At 49.5% G+C, this 23,362-nt stretch carries 19 protein-coding genes; 10 read left to right on the forward strand and 9 right to left on the reverse strand.

What is annotated here, in order from left to right; genetic code table 11:
- Positions 1-118: 118 nt before the first annotated feature.
- From BCT27_RS18715 to BCT27_RS18725, 3 genes are read right to left on the reverse strand one after another with little or no spacing between them, the layout of a single operon-like run.
- Entirely contained in the window at positions 119-949 is an 831-nt protein-coding gene (locus tag BCT27_RS18715) for a quinoprotein dehydrogenase-associated SoxYZ-like carrier (protein WP_102396464.1), read from the reverse strand.
- A gap of 15 nt (positions 950-964) precedes the next feature.
- Positions 965-1,897 (reverse strand): quinoprotein relay system zinc metallohydrolase 2, encoded by a 933-nt coding sequence (locus tag BCT27_RS18720; RefSeq protein ID WP_102396501.1) that lies wholly within the window; start codon positions 1,895-1,897, stop codon positions 965-967.
- Between the two features lie 11 nt (positions 1,898-1,908).
- On the reverse strand, positions 1,909-2,421 hold the full coding sequence (locus BCT27_RS18725; RefSeq protein ID WP_102316309.1) for a rhodanese-like domain-containing protein: 513 nt from the start codon (positions 2,419-2,421) through the stop codon (positions 1,909-1,911).
- A 214-nt stretch (positions 2,422-2,635) separates the two neighbouring features.
- On the opposite strand from BCT27_RS18725, the gene BCT27_RS18730 reads away from it, so the two are divergent.
- A complete protein-coding gene (locus BCT27_RS18730) occupies positions 2,636-3,574 on the forward strand; it encodes a LysR family transcriptional regulator (RefSeq protein ID WP_102396465.1) in 939 nt (312 codons plus the stop codon).
- A gap of 68 nt (positions 3,575-3,642) precedes the next feature.
- Here BCT27_RS18730 and BCT27_RS18735 read toward each other — a convergent pair whose 3' ends face one another.
- A complete protein-coding gene (locus BCT27_RS18735) occupies positions 3,643-4,263 on the reverse strand; it encodes a BamJ family beta-barrel-assembly machinery protein (RefSeq protein ID WP_017011211.1) in 621 nt (206 codons plus the stop codon).
- Between the two features lie 308 nt (positions 4,264-4,571).
- On the opposite strand from BCT27_RS18735, the gene BCT27_RS18740 reads away from it, so the two are divergent.
- Entirely contained in the window at positions 4,572-5,219 is a 648-nt protein-coding gene (locus BCT27_RS18740; RefSeq protein WP_102390497.1) for a LysM-like peptidoglycan-binding domain-containing protein, read from the forward strand.
- 119 nt (positions 5,220-5,338) lie between these two features.
- On the opposite strand, the gene BCT27_RS18745 is transcribed toward BCT27_RS18740, so the two are convergent.
- Positions 5,339-5,803, reverse strand: a complete 465-nt coding sequence (locus BCT27_RS18745; RefSeq protein ID WP_102396466.1) for a GNAT family N-acetyltransferase — start codon at positions 5,801-5,803, stop codon at positions 5,339-5,341.
- 295 nt (positions 5,804-6,098) lie between these two features.
- A complete protein-coding gene (gene cpdB / locus BCT27_RS18750; protein ID WP_102396467.1) occupies positions 6,099-8,051 on the reverse strand; it encodes a 2',3'-cyclic-nucleotide 2'-phosphodiesterase in 1,953 nt (650 codons plus the stop codon).
- Positions 8,052-8,372: 321 nt separating this feature from the next.
- Between cpdB and cysG the strand changes: the two genes are divergently transcribed.
- Genes cysG through cysC form a run of 5 tightly spaced genes read left to right on the forward strand, consistent with a single transcriptional unit; the run spans position 8,373 to position 14,532 of the window.
- Entirely contained in the window at positions 8,373-9,794 is a 1,422-nt protein-coding gene (gene cysG, locus BCT27_RS18755; RefSeq protein WP_102396468.1) for a siroheme synthase CysG, read from the forward strand.
- Positions 9,795-9,808: 14 nt separating this feature from the next.
- The gene (gene cysD / locus BCT27_RS18760) at positions 9,809-10,717 is read left to right on the forward strand and encodes a sulfate adenylyltransferase subunit CysD (RefSeq protein ID WP_017011206.1); all 909 of its coding nucleotides are present in this window, start codon (positions 9,809-9,811) and stop codon (positions 10,715-10,717) included.
- Between the two features lie 10 nt (positions 10,718-10,727).
- Positions 10,728-12,161, forward strand: a complete 1,434-nt coding sequence (cysN, locus tag BCT27_RS18765; RefSeq protein ID WP_102396469.1) for a sulfate adenylyltransferase subunit CysN — start codon at positions 10,728-10,730, stop codon at positions 12,159-12,161.
- A 5-nt stretch (positions 12,162-12,166) separates the two neighbouring features.
- Positions 12,167-13,894, forward strand: a complete 1,728-nt coding sequence (locus BCT27_RS18770) for an SLC13 family permease (protein WP_102316305.1) — start codon at positions 12,167-12,169, stop codon at positions 13,892-13,894.
- Positions 13,895-13,911: 17 nt separating this feature from the next.
- Positions 13,912-14,532: an adenylyl-sulfate kinase gene (gene cysC, locus BCT27_RS18775; RefSeq protein WP_102316304.1), complete on the forward strand. Its 621-nt coding sequence runs from the start codon at positions 13,912-13,914 to the stop codon at positions 14,530-14,532.
- Here cysC and BCT27_RS18780 read toward each other — a convergent pair whose 3' ends face one another.
- Positions 14,533-15,453 (reverse strand): TIGR03899 family protein, encoded by a 921-nt coding sequence (locus BCT27_RS18780; protein ID WP_102396470.1) that lies wholly within the window; start codon positions 15,451-15,453, stop codon positions 14,533-14,535.
- A gap of 291 nt (positions 15,454-15,744) precedes the next feature.
- A complete protein-coding gene (locus tag BCT27_RS18785; protein ID WP_102396471.1) occupies positions 15,745-16,299 on the reverse strand; it encodes a YtfJ family protein in 555 nt (184 codons plus the stop codon).
- A 360-nt stretch (positions 16,300-16,659) separates the two neighbouring features.
- Between BCT27_RS18785 and BCT27_RS18790 the strand changes: the two genes are divergently transcribed.
- Positions 16,660-16,866 carry a DUF1107 domain-containing protein gene (locus tag BCT27_RS18790; RefSeq protein ID WP_102259749.1) on the forward strand — a complete coding sequence of 69 codons (207 nt, stop codon included), beginning with the start codon at positions 16,660-16,662 and terminating at the stop codon, positions 16,864-16,866.
- A 121-nt stretch (positions 16,867-16,987) separates the two neighbouring features.
- Here the strand turns inward: BCT27_RS18790 and msrA are convergent, their stop codons facing one another.
- Positions 16,988-17,635: a peptide-methionine (S)-S-oxide reductase MsrA gene (msrA, locus tag BCT27_RS18795; RefSeq protein WP_102316301.1), complete on the reverse strand. Its 648-nt coding sequence runs from the start codon at positions 17,633-17,635 to the stop codon at positions 16,988-16,990.
- 221 nt (positions 17,636-17,856) lie between these two features.
- Between msrA and tamA the strand changes: the two genes are divergently transcribed.
- Positions 17,857-19,578 carry an autotransporter assembly complex protein TamA gene (gene tamA / locus BCT27_RS18800; RefSeq protein WP_371978774.1) on the forward strand — a complete coding sequence of 574 codons (1,722 nt, stop codon included), beginning with the start codon at positions 17,857-17,859 and terminating at the stop codon, positions 19,576-19,578.
- Positions 19,575-23,309 (forward strand): autotransporter assembly complex protein TamB, encoded by a 3,735-nt coding sequence (gene tamB, locus BCT27_RS18805; protein ID WP_102396472.1) that lies wholly within the window; start codon positions 19,575-19,577, stop codon positions 23,307-23,309. Before tamA ends, tamB begins: the two co-directional genes overlap by 4 nt.
- Positions 23,310-23,362 lie beyond the last annotated feature (53 nt).

Raw genomic sequence — 23,362 nt, forward strand, 5'->3', positions numbered from 1 at the left:
TTTGTCACTGTGTGTTGCCAATTGAGAGGGTGCGCAACTTTCAAGACCCAAAGACCACCTTCACGGACGATCCTTGTGTAATGAAAATTGCGCGGTGGTGCGGATGTCAGTAACGCCGCTAAATATCCCACTCACTCGAAAACGATCGCCCTGTTGAGTCTTTTACGTCAGCTTTCAGTTTGCCCTTCTTTCCTTCGTCGACATGAAAGGTAAAGGTTGGATTCTCGCTAATGGAAATACCGCCGTTGAAGCGCAATACAGGCTCGCCCTCTAACGTGATGTTCACGTCGCTGACATAATCTGATGGGATCCAGTGCCGCGTGAGTTGGTCCATTTGCAACCCGCTGTAGTTTGGGTGACTGATCAACAATTGCAGTGCCCGTGAACCGTCCTGCCCTAAGTCTTTCAGTTTCATTTTGCCCATACGTTGGCGGGCCAACATGTCATCAGCCCCCGCAGGCGCGGAGCATCCCCCAGACGCTTTTACAAAGTTTGCTGCCATGTGTAGCGAACCATCCGCGGTTCGCGCAATGACTCTGACAGGGCTGTAAGCATTGACGCGAACACGCGTCGACAAATTGGCAATGCCGCTGTTGGGGGTCATGTCAAAGATGCCCACAATCGGCGATGGGTTGTTATCGACCACAAGAAAGATCTTCTCAATCGGGTTGGGGTCATCTTGCTGAACGTTCACTTTGATGCTCAATGGCACGATAGCGGCATCTTGCGCGCGAGCGGGGGTTTCGAGCGTGATTAAGGCATCTTGTGCAATCGCAGTGTCGGGGAACAGGCTGTCACGAATGGTGAGCCAATTGGGGCTATCTTCCACGCTTTTGGCTGTTGCGTTGACCGTGAATGGCAGCAAGGCCAACAAACCTGCTATCGCAATGTATTTGAAATTTACACGTTGCTTCGACGTGTTAGGTTGGCGTGCGATGATTGATTTCATGGTGTGCTTCTCCTGTTACTCCCATTCCAACTCCTTGTAGGCTTGAATGACGTTTCTCGGATGGAAAGCATCGAACAACGCCCATTGCTTCGCGTGATCTTTCATTAAGGTGTTGCTGGCAGTATTGATATCAATGTGTTGATGAATGGCGCCTCGAACCGACGCGGTGAGAGATTCAAGGTAGTGACGTTGATGAGCAAAGGCACTTCGCTCTGAAAAGGTGGTTCTTAGTTGTACTGCGCCATGGCCGGGAACGACGCGTTGATAGGGCAGTTGATCGAGTTCATCCATCACTTTCAGCCACCCGATCAGGTTGCCGTCTAACGTTGGAATGTGCTCAACAAATAGCAGATCGCCGGCGATCAATGTTTGTGTTTGTTCGTCGAACACGGAGAGATCGTGGCGTGTATGGGCGCGATCGTGTGGCGTGAGTGTGATGCGTCGATTACCAAGATCGAATTGCGTGCTTGTGTCGATCAACAAGGTTGCCGCAACGGGCGTTGTGCCTTCAAACCACGGTGTGTTGAGGCGTTGAAGGTAATAAGCTGTTTTTGCTGCGAAATCGCCGGGGTAACGGAAATGGGCGACAAATTCGGGTTTCTCAGACAGAAAGGCCTGATTGCCGAAGTTGTGATCGGGGTGAACATGGGTATTGATGACATAACGAATAGGTAGCGACGTCACGGCTCGGATCGCCGTATATATCATCTCTCCTGCACGTCGGCTTCCGCCTGAATCAATCAGGGCGACGGACGTTTCTCCCACAATAAATGTCACGTTGGCGACAGGGCCAAATGGCGTCGTGAAAAGGTCGTCGATTCTTCCTTGATGCACATGCACGCCCGGTGCGATTTCGTCAAAAACCAGTGTTGTCGGCGCATTGGCCAGTACGCCAAAAGGAAAGCTTAGCAGGGCGAGCAGAGCGGTGATGCGCGTGAACGTGTTCATTCGTGATGTGTTCATGGATGACGCATTGACGGACGAATGGGTTCAATGGTTTCTAGCGGATAGCCCGCATCTTTCCAACCTTTGACGCCTGCGCGATACCAATAGACATGGATTGCTCCCAATTCAAGCGCGCGTTTACTGGCATTCCACGAGTGCCAGCAGCTTGGTTCGCAGAAAATCACAATGGGCGTGTCGTCTATTGGTAGGTGGGCTTTTAGCAGCGCCACCAGATCATCCGGGACGATACCGTGACCGACATTCGCCAACCAGTAGGTGTTGGGTAAGGTGTCGCGGGTGGGCTCAATCCACAGGGTGTTTTTGACCAATCCTTCGGGTTTATTTGGCGCGGGGTAGACATCAATCAGGCGCGGCGTTTTTCGTTCGATAAAGGCATGAAGTTCATCGGGCGCATTAATGACCGATGCGCCGAGCAAAGTGGTCGGCACGGGGGCGCGATAGTGCTCGGTTCGGTAATCATTGGGTTCTATGACGGGCGATGAGTTTGTCTCTGCACTGATATTCATGGCGCAAAAACAAAGCAATATCGCGCAGTCGGAGCAAAATGCTCGACACTTTCCACGATGCTTCATACTACTTTCATCCAATAAGTCTCCTACCTTAGTAGGAACGTGGCAGAGAGCTATCCAATTTGGATTAACATTAGGATAACAATCAGACCGTCACTGGGCGGACTTTATTGTTGCAGCCACAAGTAAACTTTTTTTCAGTGGGGCAAAGATGAACCGTTGGAGCGGTGTTGAAGAATTTGTTGAGGTCGTCAACAGTGGTAGTTTTACAGCCGCAGCGCGCAAGTTGGGTGTGTCCACGTCGCACGTCAGTCGTCGAATTGATGCGTTGGAAAGCCGGCTAAGCACGCGATTGCTTTATCGCACTACCCGTCAAATCACCTTAACCGAGGTAGGCAAAGTCTACTTCGAGCATTGTAATTCCTTGATCGAGGAGTTTTGCGATGCAGAAGCCTTGGTGACGCAAATGCAGACCGAGCCACTTGGCTTGCTCAAAATCACGGCACCTTCTATTTTCGGCGAAAAGTACATAGCGCCGCTGGCGAACGAGTTTATCCAAGCGCACCCTAAGCTCAGTGTCGAATTGCATTTTTCCAATGACATTGTCGACATGGTGCATGACGGTTATGACCTCGCGATTCGTACTGGCATGCTCAAAGACAGCACCTTAATGGCAAGGCGATTAGCGCCGCGACAACTGTATGTGTGCGCGTCACCGGATTACATCAAGGAGTTTGGTGAGCCTAAAGTGTTGGCGGATTTGGCCAATCATAATTGCTTGGTTGGGTCTGCAGAGGCGTGGAGTTTTCAGGATAAGGGTGAAGCAACCCAATTGAAGGTGAAAGGGCGCTGGCATGGCAACAGTGGCAGTGCGGTGTTGGATGCCGCTTTACGCGGGATGGGGTTGGCACAGTTGCCTGATTATTATGTGCGACCGAAAATCCAACTGGGCGAGTTGGTAGAAGTGCTGGCGGATTACAAAGGCCCTGATTCCGCGGTATGGGCTGTGTATCCGTTTAACCGAAACCTGTCGGCCAAGGTGAGACTGTTTGTGGATTTCTTGTCCGATCACTTCTCCGATCATCTGCCGTGGGACGATGAAATCATGCTTGAAGAATTGAATCGCAGACAGGCATCGAATGATCTCTAGCGTTGATTTGGCCTAAACAAAAAAAGCCAGCGAGAGCGCTGGCTTTTTGTCTTCTACACACCTGTGAATTACAGGATGTCTAGTAGCTCTACTTCGAATACTAGAGCAGCAAACGGAGGGATAGCAGCACCTGCGCCGCGCTCGCCGTATGCTAGGTCTTGTGGAATAGACAGTTTCCACTTAGAACCAACAGGCATCATTTGAAGTGCTTCAACCCAACCTTGGATTACGCCAGTCACTGGGAATTCAGCTGGTTGACCGCGCTCTACAGAGCTGTCGAACACAGTGCCGTCAGTCAGCATACCGTGGTAGTGAACACGTACTTGCTTGTCGCTGGTAGGGATTTCGCCAGTACCTTCAACAAGCACTTCGAACTGAAGACCTGAATCAGTCACAGTCACTTCGTCACGCTTCGCGTTTTCTGCTAGGAAAGCTTCGCCGTCTGCCGCTGCTGCTTTCGACGCTTCTAGGCGTACCGCTTCTGCTTGAGTGTGCAGTTCACGCAGTGCGTTGTTGATGTCGTCGATTTCGATTTCTGGCATGTCACCCGCTAGAGCGGTTGCGATACCTTTCGCGATTGCGTCAACGTTTAGACCTTCAAGGCCGCTACCTGCTAGTTGTTGACCCATTTGTAGGCCGATGCCGTAGCTTGCTTTTTGCTCTACGGTCTCCAATTTTACATCAGACATGTCATTTCTCTTTCGTTTGTGGGTTTATACCCAAACTACATCTGAATGTAGTTTGGGTATAAAGTGTTGGAAGGATACAGGAGCAGGTTGGATCGGACAAATTTAGCTTTAGGTTGATTCCTCATTAAAGATGCTGGAAAGTACAAATGTTAGCCAATCGACACGGATGATGCGCGAAGCTTTTAGCGGCTGACATTTCGCTGACATACCCACGCTAGTTTATGCGGCTCGGGTAAGACGCATTCATAATGAATCATTGATAGATAAACAGATTCCTTCATTACCCGATGGGAAGATTGGGAGAGGTTATGACCCTGAAAGGAAAACGCGAAAAGGGACAAGCAGCAACACCGCCTATGGGTGACGCTGTCAAGGCGGCCATTGAAAAAGCAATGGCGACAATTAAACCTTATTTTGCCCGTGTAACGCCCTATTGGGATGCGTTGCCAAAACCACACCGCATTGGCGTGTCTGCGCTTGCAGGGCTCCTTGTGGTGCTTTTACTGTGGCCATCCAGTGATGATACCGCTGTGGTGCCAGAAACCACGGCGAATGGTGAGCGTGTTGCGTTACCGCTGACGTTTGAAAACCAAGACCCTGCTGAAGATGACGGGTTTAACCAAAATGGTTCAGAGGTGGTGTCAACCCAAACGGTGTCACAGCGAAATGCCAATACACCACAAAACGTGAATACGGATTGGGTGAATTACGAAGTGGCGCGGGGTGATACCTTGTCGAATATATTCAGACAGCAAGACCTGCCTTTGCCTGACCTCTACGCAATCTCTTCGATTGAAGGGGATGACAAACCGTTGAGCCGCATTCAGCCTGGGCAGTTGCTGCGCTTTAAGCGTGATAGCCAAGGTGAATTAGACATGATCCAGATTGAGGTCTCGAAAGACACGTCGGTGATCTTCTTTCGATTGTCTGATGGTAGTTTTGCGCGTCGTAAATAGCGGGCAAGTCGCAACAGCTCACATGGGACGCGAAGAAAATCAGGGCATGAAAATCTTCATGCCCTGATGTTTGTCGGTGAATGCGTTGCGTTCAAGCGCTAAGGGCTGCGCGGCTGATCTTATGCTGGGGTGGTAATGCCTACTCTGCGCATATCAATGTGTGGAATGCCGTCTTCCAAATACTCTTCCGAAATTTCTTCAAAGCCGTGTTGACGGTAAAACTTACGTAAATGGTATTGCGCCCCGATGGTTATTGGCGCATTCGGCCACACCTCTTGTGCTTGGCGTAGTGCGTGTTTCACCAGTTCGCTGCCACAGCCATTTCCGCGTTCTGTATGCGCCGTTACAATGCGCCCTATGCTCATTTCAGGGTAGGTGAGACCTGCCGGTAAGAGGCGGGCGTAGGCGGTCATCTTGTCATCTCGATACCCGAGCACATGTCGGGTTTCAGGATGCAGGTCGTGGCCGTCGAGCTCGGGGTATGCACAGTTTTGTTCAACCACGAACACATTGGTACGTAATCGAAGTAAATCGTACAGCTGCCGCGTAGACAACTGACGAAAGGTCAAGGTTATCCATTGCATGGTTTTATTTTCCTACTAATTATTAAAAATCTTGGGCGATAACGCGCTTACCTTTTTTGTTTATAGAGCGCCGTGGTTGTGTATGGAACGTCATGGTTGTCTAGGAAACGTCATGCTCGGGTAAACAAGAAAGGTAAACACGCCTTTATCTTTATTCGTCTATGTCACCAAAAATTAGTCCATTTCACCCAAAACTGCTTGATAAGATAATAAAAAACCGCGGCGTAGGCCGCGGTTTTTTTGTACTAAATTCAACAATTTTCACTAATGAAACATTGAATTAACAGGCTGTTAATTATTTCTTTAAATCAATGCGGTATTGGGCAAAGCCAACATCATCATTGCCGACTTTTTCCATCGGATAATGCCCTTTGGCTTTGATGAACTGTGCCGCTTTGTCGCTTGGCGAGGTTTCAAAAACGACATCGAGTTTGGCGTCAGTTTTAATCGGCGCGAAGGTCCAGTTGTTGTCGGCCGTTGGTGTGACTTCCCCTTTTTTCTTGGTCACGCTGCTGATGTAGTTTGCTACCACAGTGCGGTTTTCATCTGGCGAGGCAAAGGCAATGAAATCGTTGCCTGTTCCTGGGAATTTGCCCAAGTATGCGCGGTAGTTGTTCGCCGCCACCAAGAAGGGTTGGCTGGTTTGTACAGGCTTGCCGTTAAAGGTCAGCTGTTTGATGCGCTCTGCCTCTGGGTTAACCAGATTACAATCGCTGTCGTAGCGAGCAGGTTGGGTGACATCGATCTGGTAGTTTACGCCGTCAATGACATCAAAGTTATACGTGCGGAAACCGTCCCAGTTGATCAGCGATTGCTGCGCCGTAGATGAAGGGTCGATTTGGTTGAATTGCCCGGCGCTGCACTCCAGCCATTCTTTCACTTCTTTACCGGTCACTTTGAGTGTGACCAAGGTGTTCGGGTAAAGATAAAGGTCTGCGGCGTTACGGAAAGTGAGCTCGCCGGCTTCAACTTCGGTGTAGTTACCGGGATCGTTTTTACGGCCACCGGCTTTAAACGGGGCTGCGGCAGAAAGAACAGGAATGCCTTCAAGATCCGGATCGCCCTGAATGAAGCGCTCAACGTAATCTTTCTGTGCAAGGTTAACGATCTGAACCGTTGGATCATCCTGTACGAGCGACAAGAAGCTGTACATTACGTCATTGGCTTGGCCAATTGGCTGGTTGACGAACTCACGGGTGGCATTGTGATCGTGTTCTAGCGCCTTACGCATTGCAGGATCGGCTTGTGCGATTGATTCGCCATCAAAGATCGGGCGAGATTCAGTTTGTACTGGCGTGACTGCCCAATCATCGCCTTGCTTATCGAGCTGAAGATCCATGATGCCGACATGGCTACCCCAACGGCCCGGCATGACGGCCGCGACGCCTTTGATGGTGCCTTTTTTGTTGTCGACGCCTTGAATGTCATCAAAGCCTTTGCCCGGGAAAACGGCATGAGAGTGACCGAATGCAATGGCATCAATACCTTCAACGTCGGCGAGGTAGTAGACCGAGTTTTCTGCCATGGCTTTATATTCGTCTTGCGACAAGCCTGAGTGCGGGATGGCAACAATCACGTCTGCGCCCTTGGCTTTCATCTCAGGCACCAGCTTGTCTGCGGTGGCTTTGATGTCTTTCGCAATCACTTTACCGTCTAGGTTTTTCTTATCCCACACCATGATTTGTGGTGGCACGAAACCGATATAACCCACTTTCACCAGATGCGCTTTGCCATCGGTGTCTGTCATGGTGTGTTCTTTGATGATGTAAGGCGTGAAGTAGGATTTGCCCGTATTGGCATCGAAGACATTTGCCGACACGTACGGGAAGTTTGCGCCCTCAAGGGTACGGTCGAGGAAGTCGAGGCCGTAGTTGAATTCATGGTTGCCAATGTTGCCCACGTCGTAGTTAAGCTGATTCATGGCTTTGTAAACAGGGTGAATGTCACCTTTTTCCATGCCTTTAGCGGCCATGTAATCGCCCATTGGGCTGCCTTGAATCAGATCTCCGTTATCCACGAGGACACTGTTTTTCACTTCGTTTTGCGCTTTTTTCACCAAGGTGGCAGTGCGGACCAACCCGATTTTCTCACTTGGCTTGTCTTTGTAGTAATCGTAATCCATCACATTGGTGTGAATGTCGGTGGTTTCGATGATGCGCAGCTTGATGGTCTCTGCCATCGCTGGGCTTGCCATCACTAGCAGGCCAGATAGAACAGCTATCGAGAGTGGTCGAGGTGAAAGTGTCATGTGTGTCTCCTGAGGATCTACGACAAAGGGGCATTACCTACTTTTTTATGCAAAAAGTGGATGTGGTCATATTGTGCATAGTAGGCACCGCGATAGGTTACATTTCATCGATTAGTGTGATCTCGATTTTCAATTAATCTCAATGCTGCTCACGCTTTGCGCACTGCGAAGCGTGAAATTTGTGATCTCATCACATGCCCTGTTTTAGGCTTGAGAAAGGTGTCAAATAACCAAAATGTTATAAAAAATGAAATTTTAGAATTTCAAGTAATATCAGCAACTCTTTATAGTGACGTCTAAAGGATTGAAAGGACGCTCACTATGGATTACTTGCCGATTTTTGCGAAGCTGGAAGGCCGACCGTGTTTAGTGGTTGGTGGCGGCGAAGTCGCATGGCGCAAAACGCGCATGCTGATGAAAACCGGCGCAGCGGTTACCGTTGTCTCTCCCGACGCTGATCCTGAAGTGGTCGAAGCGGCAAAACGTGGTGAGTTGGTTTGGGTGCAAGAAGGCTTCTCGCCTGAGCATTTAAAATCCATGTTCTTGGTGATTGCAGCGACTGATAATCCACTCGTGAATGAACTGGTGTCGCAAGCGGCAAATGCGCGAAACATTCTTGCCAATGTGGTGGATGACACGCCGAAATGCAGTTTCATTGTTCCTTCTATTGTTGATCGCAGCCCGATTGTGATTGCGATTTCTTCTGCGGGTAAATCCCCTGTCTTAGCGCGTTTGTTACGCGAAAAACTTGAAACCCTTATTCCTTCTCATGTTGGTCGCATGGCAAAGCTTGCCGGCGAGTTTCGTGACACCTTGAAAAAGAAAGTCACCACCCTGAACGGACGCAGAAAGTTCTGGGAAATGGCGTTTGATGGTCGCTTTAGCTCGCTAGTGGCGGCAGGTGACGAAGACGGTGCCAAAGCCGAGCTGGAAAAACTGACGACGGGTGTGTCGCTACAAGGCGAAGTGGCACTGATTGGTGCAGGCCCTGGTGACCCAGGCTTGTTGACACTGCGCGCCCTGCAATTGATGCAGCAAGCGGACGTGGTGCTTTATGACTACTTGGTGTCTGACGAAATCATGGAGCTTTGCCGTCGTGATGCTGAGCTTATTTGTGTCGGCAAACGTGCAAGCTATCACAGTGTGTCTCAGGAAGAGACCAATGACATGTTGGTGAAGTATGCCCAAAAGGGACATCGCGTGGTGCGTTTGAAAGGCGGCGATCCTTTCATGTTTGGTCGTGGTGGTGAAGAACTTCAAGTGCTTCAAGAAGCGGGTGTGCCATTTCAAGTGGTGCCCGGCATTACCGCCGCTGCAGGCGCAACGGCGTATGCCGGCATTCCTCTTACACATCGCGATCATGCTCAAACGGCGATGTTCATTACAGGTCACCTTAAAAAAGAAGACGACAGCTTCCGCTGGTCAACACTGGCGCGTGGTCGTCAAACCTTGGTGATTTATATGGGTTTGATGAAAAGCGCTCATATTCAAGAGCAATTAATTCAACATGGGCGTGACCCTCAGACGCCCGTTGCAATCATAGAGAACGGAACACGTACCAATCAAAAAATCTATACAGGTACATTGGGCGAGTTGTCGACGTTGGCCGAAGGTGTGGGATCTCCTGCATTGATTGTTGTCGGCGAAGTTGTACAGCTTGCTGATCAGTTGAACTGGTTTGGAAAGCAATCCTTCAATACGGCGGGTGATATTCACGCTCCAGCCGTGGTTAATTTAGGCTAAGGAAATATCAAAGAATGGAAGCCAAGACCCTTACCCACCTCAAGCAGCTTGAGGCAGAAAGTATCCATATCATTCGTGAAGTGGCGGCGGAATTTGATAATCCCGTGATGATGTATTCCATCGGGAAAGACAGCTCCGTGATGCTTCACCTTGCGCGCAAGGCGTTTTATCCGGGCAAAATTCCGTTCCCATTGCTTCACGTTGACACGGATTGGAAATTCAAAGAAATGATTGAGTTTCGTGATCGTGCCGCGAAAGAACATGGTTTTGAACTGCTGGTTCACCAAAACCCTGAAGGCATCGCAATGGGTTGTAGCCCGTTCGTGCATGGTTCTTCAAAGCACACTGACATCATGAAAACCCAAGGTCTGAAGCAAGCGCTCGACAAATATGGGTTTGATGCAGCATTCGGCGGTGCACGTCGTGACGAAGAAAAGAGCCGTGCAAAAGAGCGCGTTTATAGCTTCCGCGATAAGAACCACCGTTGGGATCCGAAAAACCAACGTCCTGAACTTTGGCACACCTACAACGGCCAAGTGAACAAAGGCGAAAGCATCCGTGTTTTCCCTCTGTCGAACTGGACCGAGCTTGATATCTGGCAATACATCTACCTAGAAGGCATCGACATTGTGCCGCTGTATTTGTCAGAAATTCGCCCAGTGGTCGAGCGTGACGGCATGCTGATCATGGTCGATGACGACCGCATGGAATTGCGCGAAGGCGAGAAAGTTGAATACAAGAGTGTGCGTTTTAGAACACTTGGCTGTTATCCACTGACGGGTGCGGTTGAATCCACGGCAGATACCTTGCCGGGCATCATTGAAGAAATGCTGGTGGCGACCTCAAGTGAGCGCCAAGGCCGCGCCATTGACCACGACCAGTCCGGCTCAATGGAATTGAAGAAACGTCAGGGATATTTCTAAGGGATTAAGCATGAACAGCGTAATTGAACAACAAGTTGCCGAGCTAGGCATTGAAGCGTATCTGGATCAGCATCAGCATAAATCCCTGTTGCGTTTCCTAACCTGTGGTTCGGTGGATGATGGTAAAAGTACCCTTATCGGCCGCTTGCTCCACGATTCACACCAGATTTATGAAGATCAACTTGCGGCAATCCATTCCGACAGTCAAAAAGTCGGTACGACGGGCGAGAAACCCGATCTGGCATTGCTGGTTGATGGCCTGCAAGCAGAGCGCGAGCAAGGGATCACGATCGACGTTGCGTATCGTTACTTCTCAACGCGTCCACGTAAATTCATTATTGCTGATACCCCAGGGCATGAGCAGTACACCCGTAACATGGCAACCGGTGCATCGACCTGTGATCTGGCGGTGATCTTGATTGATGCGCGTAAAGGCGTGTTGGATCAGACCCGTCGTCATTCCTACATCGCGAGCCAACTGGGTATTCGCCAGTTCATTGTTGCGGTGAACAAAATGGATTTGGTGGGCTTTGAAGAGTCACGCTTTGAAGAAATCAAAGCGGAGTACTTGGAGTTTGCTAAGAAGCTGAACCGTAACATCAATATTCAGCTTGTGCCTTTGTCTGCCCTTGAAGGCGACAACGTGGTTGAGCGCAGCGCGCAATCTCCATGGTATGAAGGCGATACGCTTCTGACCATGTTGGAAACCGTGGACGTAAGCAGCGACAAAGATAAAGGTCCGTTCCGTCTGCCTGTGCAGTATGTGAACCGTCCAAACCTCGATTTCCGTGGCTTCTCAGGCACGATTGCTGGTGGTTCTATTCGTCCTGGTGATGAAGTGAAAGTATTGCCATCAGGCAAAACCTCAACGGTTGATCGCATCGTTACTTTCGATGGTGACCTTGAATTTGCCCATGCAGGTCAAGCGGTGACCATCACATTGAAAGATGAGATTGATTGCAGCCGCGGCGATTTGATTGTCCCTGTTGCTGAAACGCACAAAGCGACCAGCAAACTGGCGGCAAGCATTGTGTGGATGGATGAATCTCCGTTAGAAATTGGTCGTCAATATGACATCAAAGTGGCGGGCAAGAAAACCGTGGGTTCGGTGAGCAAAATCCGCCACCAAGTCGACATCAATTCGCTGGATACTTTTAACACTGACAGCCTTGCCCTTAACGGCATTGCAGAGTGTGAAGTGGAACTGACGGAGTCTGTGTCACTCGATCTGTATCAAGAGTGCGCGGATACTGGTGGCTTCATCGTGATCGATCGTCTGACGAACGTTACTGTGGGCGCGGGCATGATCAGTGAGCTACTTGATGATCAAGCATCGGCTGTTCAAGGTACTGACATCTCGGCGTTTGAAGTTGAGTTCAATGCGCTGGTTCGTAAGCATTTCCCACATTGGAATGCGCGCGATATCAGTAAGTTGTTGGGGTAATTCCCATGAGCTGGGATCAGTCTCTGGTATCAGGTCTGTTGCTGGCTATTGTGGCAGGGTTGGTGTTTACCAAAATCAAACCTGCCATTTTATTCGCTGGTGCAGCATTCATTGCGTTTCAATCTGGACTGGTGAAAATCGAGGCATTAGCAGGGAACTTCACCAACAGCTCCCTGCTGACCTTGGTATTGCTTATTCTTTCTTCCGCCGCGCTTGAGAAAACGCGCCTCGTGAGTTGGGTGAGTGGACAACTTGCCAGTGGTCGACTGGGCACTGTTGTGGCTAAGCTTGGGCTTTCTACGGCAGTACTGAGCTCTTTTACCAACAATACGGCGGTTGTCGTGTCCTTGATTGGCGCTGTAAAACGAAATCGTCGCCATGCGCCGTCGCGTCTTCTTATCCCCCTGTCGTACGCGGCGATTCTTGGCGGCACCCTTACGCTTATCGGTACCTCTACCAACCTCATCATCAATAGCTTTGTGGAAAGCGCAGGGCTACCTAGTCTCGGTTTCTTTGCACCTTCCGCCATTGGCCTTGCCGTTCTCGCGGGCGGCTTGCTCGTGCTTATCCCATTTTGTTATCTATTGCCTGACTATGATGACCAAAGTGAAGATGATTTGCCGTATGTGTTGGAAGCGGCGATAGAACCTGGCTCGCCACTTGCTGGTCGAACCGTATCAGACAATGACCTTCGTGCACTGCGTCGTTTGTATTTGGCGGAAGTGGTACGCGATGGTGAATTGATTGCGCCAGTTTGCCCAGACATGGTGCTAAAAGAAGGCGATAAACTGCAGTTTTGTGGTGACGTAGAAAGTGTCGCGACCTTGCAAGAAATTGAAGGGTTGGCGCTCTTTGGTCAGCACCACATCAATGGACAGAATCTGTTGGAAGTGGTGGTTAGCCACAGTGCTTCGATTTTAGGAAAAACCCTTAAAGAAGCAAAATTCCGTGAAAATTTTGATGCTGTGGTGGTCGCAATTCGCCGCGGACATGAGAAGCTTGAAGGTGGGCTAGGCAACATCACATTGCTTGCTGGTGACACCTTGGTGATTGTGCCAGGTAAAGGTTTTGTGGCTCAGAAAAAACAACTCGAACGTGAATTCGTGTTGGTGAATGGCCTTGATTCAAGTGCGCGCCTTGATGGTGCCATGAGTGCTTGGGTGCTAGCAGGCTTTGCCACTGTCATCGGTTCTGCGCTGTTGGAATGGGTACCTTTGCTTAATGGACTTGCGGCATACTTGATGGTGTTACTGCTCACGGGTGTGGTCAATTTAGGCGAGGTACAACGCCGTTTTCCTGCTGAAATTGTCGTGATTGTTGGCAGTGCCTTGAGTTTGGCGCAGTTGATGATTGAAACAGGTATGTCAGCCCGAATGGGCGATTTGTTTATCTATTTATTTAATGGTTGGGGTGTCTATGGCGCATTAATTGCGACCTATCTCCTCACCTTAGTGCTGACGGAACTTGTTACCAATAACGCCGCCGCAGCACTGGCATTTCCGATCGGTTATAGCTTGGCATTAGGCTATGGCGTGGATCCGATGCCTTTTATCATGGCGGTATTATTTGGTGCGAGCGCGAGCTTTATTTCGCCATATGGTTACCAAACGAATCTTCTGGTCTACAGTGTGGGTAATTATCAACTGACTGATTACCTTCGCATTGGCTTGCCGTTGTCGTTGGTGTATTCCGCGTTGGTGCTGGGATTGATCCCCGTCTTTTTTCCATTTTGATTTACAAGGATTGAGTTATGAGTGCAGCGGATACGCCGCATCCGGATGAGAACGTGGTTTGGCACAAGCATGCCGTTGACAAGCAGTTCCGTTCTGAACAGAAAAAACAAAAGCCAGCTTTGCTGTGGTTTACAGGGTTGTCGGGTTCTGGCAAGTCGACCGTTGCGGGTGCGCTAGAGAACAAACTCGCTGAGTTAGGTCATCATACGTATTTGCTTGATGGTGACAATGTTCGCCATGGTCTTTGTCGCGATCTGGGGTTTTCTGACCAAGACCGTCGTGAAAATATTCGCCGTGTGGGCGAAGTGGCAAAGTTGATGAGCGACGCGGGATTGATCGTCCTGTCTGCTTTCATTTCACCGTTTCGTGAAGAGCGCCAATTGGTGCGTGAACTTCTGCCTGACGGTGAGTTTTTCGAAGTGTATGTGGATACACCGCTTGAGGTGTGTGAATCTCGCGATCCTAAAGGGCTATACAAGAAAGCCCGTGCAGGAGAGATCAAGGCGTTCACTGGGATCAGCTCTGCCTATGAAGCGCCAGAGCAACCCGAGATCCACTTGCACACCGATCAGCACAGCGTTGATGCGTTGGTTGATCAGTGTGTGGAGCAACTGCGCAAAGCGGGTGTGATCGGCTGATCACGCCTTCGCGTTAACCGTCGATCCTATGTCGCTGTTAACGTCGAACGCGTGTGACAGCAGTGCCATTAGGGCATCAAGGTATTCAGGGTGGGTCTTTTGACCCACCAGTTTCGCCAACTCATTGCCTGTTGGGCTGAAACGGTAATAGTAAATACGTGTTCCCTTCCTAAACGGTGTCAGCATGAAGGTTTTCCCTTGACCTGATAACGCCAGATCGGCGGATGGATCCATCGCGCCAGATTCCAATTCTGTTCTCAAAATCAGCCCCAGATCCATCAGCAGCATCAGATCCGTAAACGGCAGCTTGTAATTTCCCAGCGCAAGGCGCTCGGCCAAGTCTGGTTTAAACCAGCGTTTCACGCCTTGTTCGGGTTGCCTAAAGCCTGTGATGAGCTTATTTGCGCCATCACTGCCAAAGGTACAGGCGAGGGTGCATGCGCGTTGCAGTGCTTGCGCTTCGCGTTGTGTCATGGTTTCGAGCAGCGACAGTGCTTTCAAAGAAGTGCTGCCGGGTTTGATCATTTCCTGCTTTAAAATACGCGCCCACAAGTTTTGCATGGCATCGCCATAGATGGTTTTAGCCATTTCAAAGAAGCGGTAAAGCCAATCAGGATCCGGTGAGTTTGCGGCCTCGTCGCGGCAAAGATCGTGGGTTAACTTGATGATCTTTTCGAGGTTAGCTTGTTGCTGTTGCTTCAGCTGTAACTGTCGATATGCCGCGCGGGTTGTCAGGCTGTCATGTTCAACCTCGTGCAACATTGCATCAATATGGTGAAGATCGGCGATTGCCTCGAGTCGATGTTGACTCGATTTGATGTGGTTTTCTTGGCGGTGATGGGCGTTTTCAGCCTCTTTCTTTGGTTCAGAAGCCGCTTTTTCATTGACGTCAATCAGTACGGGGTTGCGTTGTTCAGCCATGATCTCATCCATTTCACAACGTTAAGGTAATGTTTTCGCGACGATTTAGAGAAGGTTGTATTTAATCTGCTATGTTAAAATTAAATTAAATTTGTTAACATTTGGCATCGATTGGTTTTGACAGGGAGGTAACGCTACGATGAAGAAATTCAAAGTAAACACAGTGAATATCCTGCTTGTCGTCTTTTATGTCGCCACCTTGCTCTACCTTTCTCAGTTTATCGGCTGATCGAGACAAAACATTAAAAAACCCGCCAATTGGCGGGTTTTTGTTTTGATGAGTGAGAAAGATCACTGAATCAGTTTGTTAACAAGATCAATCACTTGTTTGATTTCAACTTCATTGAGGGCGCCTTCTTTAACAAAGCGAACAACGCCTTCTTGGTCGACAACAACGATGGCTGAATTTTCCTTTCTTAGGTTCCATGCCCCTGCAACCGCACCGCTTTCATCCAGAACAATAGAAGACCAACTAAATTCGCGTTTGCTGTCTTCCGCTGAAGATTTTACAAAGCCACCCGTACCCCAAATCGCATCATCTTGGTTGATGATGGTGGTGGTTTGGTAGGTATCGTTTGAGAAATCTGCCGCTTTAATTGCTTCTACAAGTGGTGCATTCATCTCTTTCGAGCTGCTGCGCCCTGCGATGGCTTGAATGATACGTGCTTTACCGGTGAGTTCTGCGCTGCTCCACGTTTTGAAGCCGACATCATCGCCGTTAAGTGTGAGTTCACCGTATTTTTCAACCGACACTGATGGCAGAGCTTGGCCGTTATTGATGTTGTGTGCCTGAGCAAAAGTGGAGATGAGAGCGGTTGCCAAGGCAAGCATTTTGAGTTGACGCATAGAGGTTTATTCCCCATTTATTAGAGTGTTGTAAGAATATAGCCGAAACCGAAAGCCTGACCGTATCAATAACAGATCCAACCACTCAAAAACGACATTCGGTTTACCACTAATTGAATCTTATTTGAGACTGTGTGTCGTATGTTTACCACGTGTTATTTTTTGACTACGCTTTGAGGGTTGTTGTAGAAAACAGTGGGAACGATATGTCGACACGTTGTCCAAATATTCAGTACCCACACAATGTGAAGTGAGCCCCAGTAGTTGGCATTTAGATTGCATCAAACAAATGTCTGCCATAAATGAAACCTATGGCGTGTGATGCAGGTCTTTTATCTTAAGACATGGAGGAGTTCATCAATGTTACGAATTTTTCATCAATACCGTCCCCGTCAGGTTGCGCGTTATGTGAAAGGCTTCTTCCGCGGTCGTGTATACATCGACGGCGTTGGCGCATTTGAGTTTGATTGCGGCAAGTTGTTACCGCCATCTCGAAAGGATAAACGGGCGTTGGCCGTCATGAATGAAGTGAACAGTGAAATTCGCGCCATGGCGGTTGCTGCATAACACGACGCACAATCCGTTAGTTGTATTCTAAAGAAAACGCCCAGCACTGCTGGGCTTTTTTGATCCATGCGTTACCAAATGAACGCATCTTAGGTTTCGGCTTTCAATAGGGTATTAGGCCCTACTTGTCCCTTTCCCAAGGGGGAAGGCAAACCCCCGTTCCACCTATGCCACAGTAACCTCGAGGGTTCTTCTCTAAGTACTGCTGATGATAGGTTTCTGCAAAATAGTAAGGGCCTGCTTCGGCGACTTCAGTGGTGATCTCTGACGATTTACCTGCATCAACCAGCGCTGCCTGGTAAGCGGCTTTGCTTGCTAACGCTGCGTCTTTTTGCGCGTCATTATAGTAATAAATCGCAGAACGATACTGAGTACCCACGTCATTTCCTTGGCGCATCCCTTGCGTGGGATCATGGCTCTGCCAAAAAGTAGTCAGTATGGTTTCCAGCTGAATTTTCGCTGGATCGTAGACCACTTGTACAACCTCTGTATGACCAGTTTGCGCCGTACACACATCGCGGTAACTTGGATTTACAGTGAAGCCGCCACTGTATCCGACCGACGTTGAGGTCACGCCATCGAGTTGCCAAAATAGGCGCTCAGCCCCCCAGAAACAGCCCATCCCCACAAGGATCTGTTCCTGATTATCTGGCGTTTCGGCGCGCAGTACCGATCCATTGACGGCATGAGGCTCAGTCGGAATTATTTGTTCCATTCTATCTGGAAGCGCCTCTTGAGCGGTTATAGTATGTTGTTTACTTGTTATCATACTTCGACTCCTTGTCGTCTGGTTTCTCTCGACCCTGTATACTCTCAGTCATTCTAAGAGGCGGGCTCTTAGCGCTAAACGGATTTTAGGTCGGGTTGAGCATTTTTATCGTGCTTTGATGCACTTTTGCAACAGAACAGCCCCACCGTTAAGCGGTCATACTGTTAAGTATTTTGTTTTCATTGTGACTCTCAAGGTGAGAGAAAGACGTACGGTTAATGATAGATAAACGATTAATACCTTGGCTTGTTAGTGGAATGATGTTGATGCCTGGGGTGGCTTTTGCGGACATTGACTTCGACATCGACGGGCTAAAAAAGCCTTTGGAAGAAAATGTCAGGGTTTATCTCGATGCGATTCCTGAGAATGAACGACGTCTAAATTTCCGTTTTCAATCTCGTGTAACAGATGAAGTGAGCAGAGCACTTCAAGCCCTTGGGTACTATGATCCGACAGTGACATTTACTGTTGAAGATAAAGCGTCCAGTGATGACGCCACCGTGGTGCTCAATATAGACCCGGGTCCACCGATTTTAATTGCAGACATGGATGTAAAACTTGAAGGCGAAGCGGAAAATGACCCCGCTTTCAAAGCGTTGCTTGAATCTGCACCTAAAGTGGGCGATGTGTTAAACCAAGGGCAATACGATTCACTCAAATCATCCATTCAAAGCCTTGGCATACGACGCGGTTATTTTGACGGCGAGTACATCCTTTCTCGACTAGAAGTTGCCCCTGGCCTTCAAAAAGCGTATTTCCGATTGCATTACAAAAGTGGTATTCGTTATCACTTTGGCCAGATCGTGTTTCACGATAGCCAAATCAATGAAGAACGCCTCGAAAGCATGTTGACCTTTACTGAGGGCGACCCTTATCTGGTCACGGATTTAGGTGCGTATAACCAAGCGCTATCGAATACAGGGTGGTTTTCGTCGGTATTGGTGGAAGCCGGGCTTGATGACATGCGTGATGATCGCGTACCTATCTCTGTGTCACTTGCGCCAGCACCACGAAATCAATTTGAAACGGGTGTGGGTTACTCCACGGACACCGGCCCTCGTGTAAAAATTGGTTGGAAGAAGCCTTGGTTTAACAGCCGTGGGCATAGCCTGAATACCGACCTTTATGTTTCCTCACCCAAACAGACGCTTGAATCGACCTATAAGATCCCACTTGAAGATGTTCAGCGCGAATACTATCAAGTGCAAGTCGGTGCCGAGAACCTCGACAACAACGACACGAAAAGCTTGGAATTGACATCATCTGTGTCACGCCATTGGAAATTTGACACGGGTTGGCAGCGGTCGGTGTTCCTTCGTTGGCTCTATTCGGATTACACCCAAGGGACGGATTCTGATATCTCAAACCTCATTTTACCGGGGATTAACTTTTCCCGTGTTCGAAGCCGAGGTGGCGCAATGCCATATTGGGGTGACAAGCAATCCATTACCTTTGAAATGGCAGATCCTATTTGGGGTGCAGACATCAATCTCTATCGCGTGATTGGGCAAACTGCGTGGATCCGTAGCTTGAATGAAAACAATCGCGGTATCGTTCGAGTTAACGGCGGCGGCGTGTTCACCGATGAATTTGAGCGTGTGCCACCGTCGTTGCGTTTCTTTGCGGGTGGTGACAACAGCATTCGTGGTTATAGCTATGAATCGATTTCTCCCAGGGATGAAAAAGGTAATTTGCTCGGTGGTAGCTACATGGCGACGGGCAGCTTGGAGTACAACTACCGTGTGACAGGAAACTGGTGGGCGGCATTGTTTGTTGATGCCGGTGATGCATGGACAACGAGCAGCCCTTCGTGGAAAACGTCGGTAGGTGTTGGTGTGCGTTGGGAATCTCCGGTTGGTCCTGTGCGCTTCGATATCGCCCACGGCTTTGAAAATGAAAGCGATGACTTTCAGCTCCACTTCAGTTTGGGGCCAGAACTATGATGCGCTGGATTAAGCGATTGCTTGTCACCGTTTTCTTCTTGATGGTGTTTGTTTTCGTCGTGGTAGGGGCGTTCTTAATTACCCCTGGCGGCGTTAAATTTGCGGTGTGGGGGGCTCAAGAAGCCTTACCTGAATTGAGCATTGAGGATCAAGAAGGCGCAGTATTGAATGGCTTCACCTTGAAAGGGGTGTCTTACCAATCGCCGGCGTTTTCATTGACCAGTGACTCCTTGTTCTTGGATATCAATGCAAAGTGTTTGCTGACGCCTGTGTTGTGTATTGATGGTCTAACCGCTGACGGTCTTGTCGTGACGGTGGGTGAAACAGCCCCTTCGCCAGAAGACGAAACGCCTTCAGAGCCTGTGACGGAGATATCGACGCCTGTTCCGCTCTTTTTAAGCGGCGTAGCACTGAGTGATATCACGTTGGATATTCTCGGCACAAAAGTGCATTGGGACTCCTTGACTACCGCCGCGCAAATGCAGCGCAGCACACTGACATTAAAGCCAACAACGTGGCAGGGCATCTCTGTCGTACTGCCGCCAGCGAGCAATGACACGTCAGCCAACACCTCGACATCTGCGCCACAAGCGCAAAAGCAAGCACTGGCCTTACCTGAAGTAAACATCCCACTGAATGTCGTTATCGAGCGTTTTGAACTGAAAGATGCCGATTTACGTTTGCCCGCAAAACAGACGATCCATCAGTTCTTGCTGGAAGGCTCGGCAGGTGGAAATGACATTGCGATCAAACAATTAGTCTTGGATGCCGAACAAGGGAAAGTGTCACTCAATGGTGATGTATCACTAAAAGGTGAGTACCCACTGACATTGGATGCGCTGGCCAAGGTGCGTATGGCACCGCTTGGTGGGCATTCGCTGAAACTTGATGCGAAGGGTGATCTCAAGGCCTTGGAGCTGGATGCCGCGTTGAAAGGTGTGTTGGCTGCAACCTTGTCAGGCAAGCTGAATGTGATTGACCCTGATATTCCTTTTTCCCTGTTACTCACGAGCCGTAATCTGCAATGGCCTATTGATAAGCCTGCGGAATACCGTCTGTCATCAACGGCACTACGCGCCAATGGCAGCTTGGCGGATTATCGCGCTACGCTAAAAACCAGCGCCACTGGGGATGTCATTCCTGACATGACGCTCAGCACGAATCTCTCGGGCAGTTTGTCGAAGATCGCGTTAAGCAACTTTAAACTCGATACCTTGGGCGGCAACATTGCAGGCTCTGCAAACGCGGATTGGGCAAAACAGGTGAACTGGCAGACAGCACTCAGTTTCAATGATATTCAGCCGGGGCTGAAATGGCCTGAAGCTGAAGGGCGGTTGTCTGGCACCTTCACGAATAAAGGGCGCTTAACGTCGCAAGGTGGCTGGCTAGTCGAAGTCCCAGAGCTTGATATTCAGGGCACTATCCGTGAGCAAGCACTCACATTGATAGGGCAAGTTGATGCGTCTGACGTGAAAGGCAAAGGCGATTTGTTGGTGGAAACCCAAGGGTTGTCATTGCGCCATGGGCCAAACCGCGTTGATGTCTCAGGGCAAATAGACAAAGCACTCGATCTCGATGTGTTGCTGGATTTACCGTCTCTTTCTGCGTCGCTACCACAGGCGAAAGGCAGTGTTAAAGGGGAGGTCGCGTTATCTGGCACCTTGGACGCGCCAACGGCGTCTGTGAACCTCAATGCGTCTACTTTGGCGTGGGAAGAATTGGTGTCGGTACAGAGCGTCAAAATGCGCGGCTCCGTGTCTCCATTGCCTATTGTAAGTGGCGGTCTTGTGGTTGATGTTGCTGGAGTGAAAGCGGAAGGCGTGGATGTTTCAACGCTGTCGTTACGCGCTTCTGGCGATGAAAGCGACCAAACTGTGTCGCTCAACGTTGATGGCACTCCTGTGGGCGTCGAACTGGCTCTGCAAGGGCAGTTAGATCGTAAAACGGGTTGGAAAGGAAAATTATACGCATCCAAACTGACCACACCGGTTGGCCCTTGGACATTGGAAAACGACGTGCCGTTGGCGGTGGATTTTAAAACATCGTCGGTGGATGTTGGCGCGTTTTGTTGGACGCAGCACCAAAGCCGCGTTTGCTTAGACAAACCTGCCAAGGTTGCGGATAGCGGCGAGGCAAGTGTGTCTATCGTTGATTTCAATTTGGATATTTTACAGGCCTACTTACCAGTGACCACCATGATCCAAGGTGAACTTGATGCGAAAGCCGATGTGGGTTGGACACCAAATGCATTGCCGACAGTGAATGCATTAGTGTCTCTCTCTAAAGGCCAGGTTGTCGAACAAATGGATCTGCCTTTAACGTTCGGTTGGGACAAACTCGATCTGAATGCGGTATTGGCTAACGAAAAATTGAATGCGGATTTCGACCTGGATTTAACCAACAACGGCTCGGTGACACTGAACGCTGAAATGACCAAACTCTCGAGTGAGAATCGCGCGTTGAAAAGTGCTTTCTTGCTAGAGGGCGTGAACCTTGATTTCCTCTCTGCTGCGCTCGGTGAAGATTCCATCTTGAAAGGAGAGCTAAACGGTAACGTTGTGCTCAATGGTGCACTTGATGCCCCCAGTGCCACCGGTAACATTGATCTTACTGGGTTGAAGTTACAAAGCTTGGCGGCACCTGTTGAGATCACTCAGGGTCAAATTGGTATCGACCTAAAAGGTTATAAAGGCCAGTTAGACGGTGGCATTAAAACCCCTGATGGTGATCTTACGCTGTCAGGTACTGCCGATTGGACGAAATTAGATGCGTGGCTTGCCTCTCTGAATGTCGCGGGTGAGCGACTAAAAGTGGTGGTGCCGCCAATGGTGGCGCTGGAAGTTAGCCCCAACATGACGTTGAAAGCGAACCCGAAACGAATTGATGTGACCGGAAAAGTCTCAGTGCCTTGGGGACGCATCATTGTTGAAACCCTGCCAGAATCTGCGGTGCAAGTTTCTAGCGACGTAGTGCTTTTGAATGATGAACTTCAGCCGATTAGCAAAGAGGAAGCATCGCCCATCACGATCAACGCCGCGATCAACGTCAATATAGGCGACGATGTGCGATTAGAAGCCTTTGGTTTGAAAACCTTGCTGGTGGGTGATCTGAATGTGGCGAGTAATCGCAAAGGGCCGTCGGTGTCGGGTGATATCAACCTAGAAGAAGGGACATACCGCTCCTTTGGGCAGGATTTGACCATCAAAAAGGGGCAGATCTTGTTTAATGGGCCGCCAGAACAGCCCTATTTGCAGATTGAAGCGATCCGAAACCCGAACGCGATTGAAGATAACGTCGAAGCGGGCATTCGTGTCACGGGCCCAGCTGATGCACCAGAGGTGTCGGTGTTCTCCGATCCTGCAATGCCACAGGCAAATGCATTGTCTTATTTGGTGCGAGGTCGAAATCTCGATAGCGAATCTGATGGCAATGGCATGACATCCATGTTGATCGGCCTTGGCCTATCGCAAAGCGGTAAGCTGGTTGGGCAGCTTGGTGAGGCCTTTGGTGTTCAAGATTTGTCGGTGGATACATCAGGCAGCGGTGATGATGAAAAAGTGGAAGTCTCTGGCTATATTTTACCTGGCTTACAGGTGAAATACGGTGTGGGGATCTTCACGAGTTTGCCGGAGTTTACGGTGCGGTATCGCTTGCTGACAGATCTGTATCTGGAAGCGGTATCGGGTGCTGACAATGCTGTGGATTTGCTCTATCAGTTCAGCATTAAGTAGCGACCAACTCGAACAGTAGTGTCAGTTTTGCACATAAGAAAAAGCCCGCAGTT

The sequence above is a fragment of the Enterovibrio norvegicus genome (genome assembly GCF_002876705.1).
Taxonomy (GTDB): domain Bacteria; phylum Pseudomonadota; class Gammaproteobacteria; order Enterobacterales; family Vibrionaceae; genus Enterovibrio; species Enterovibrio norvegicus_B.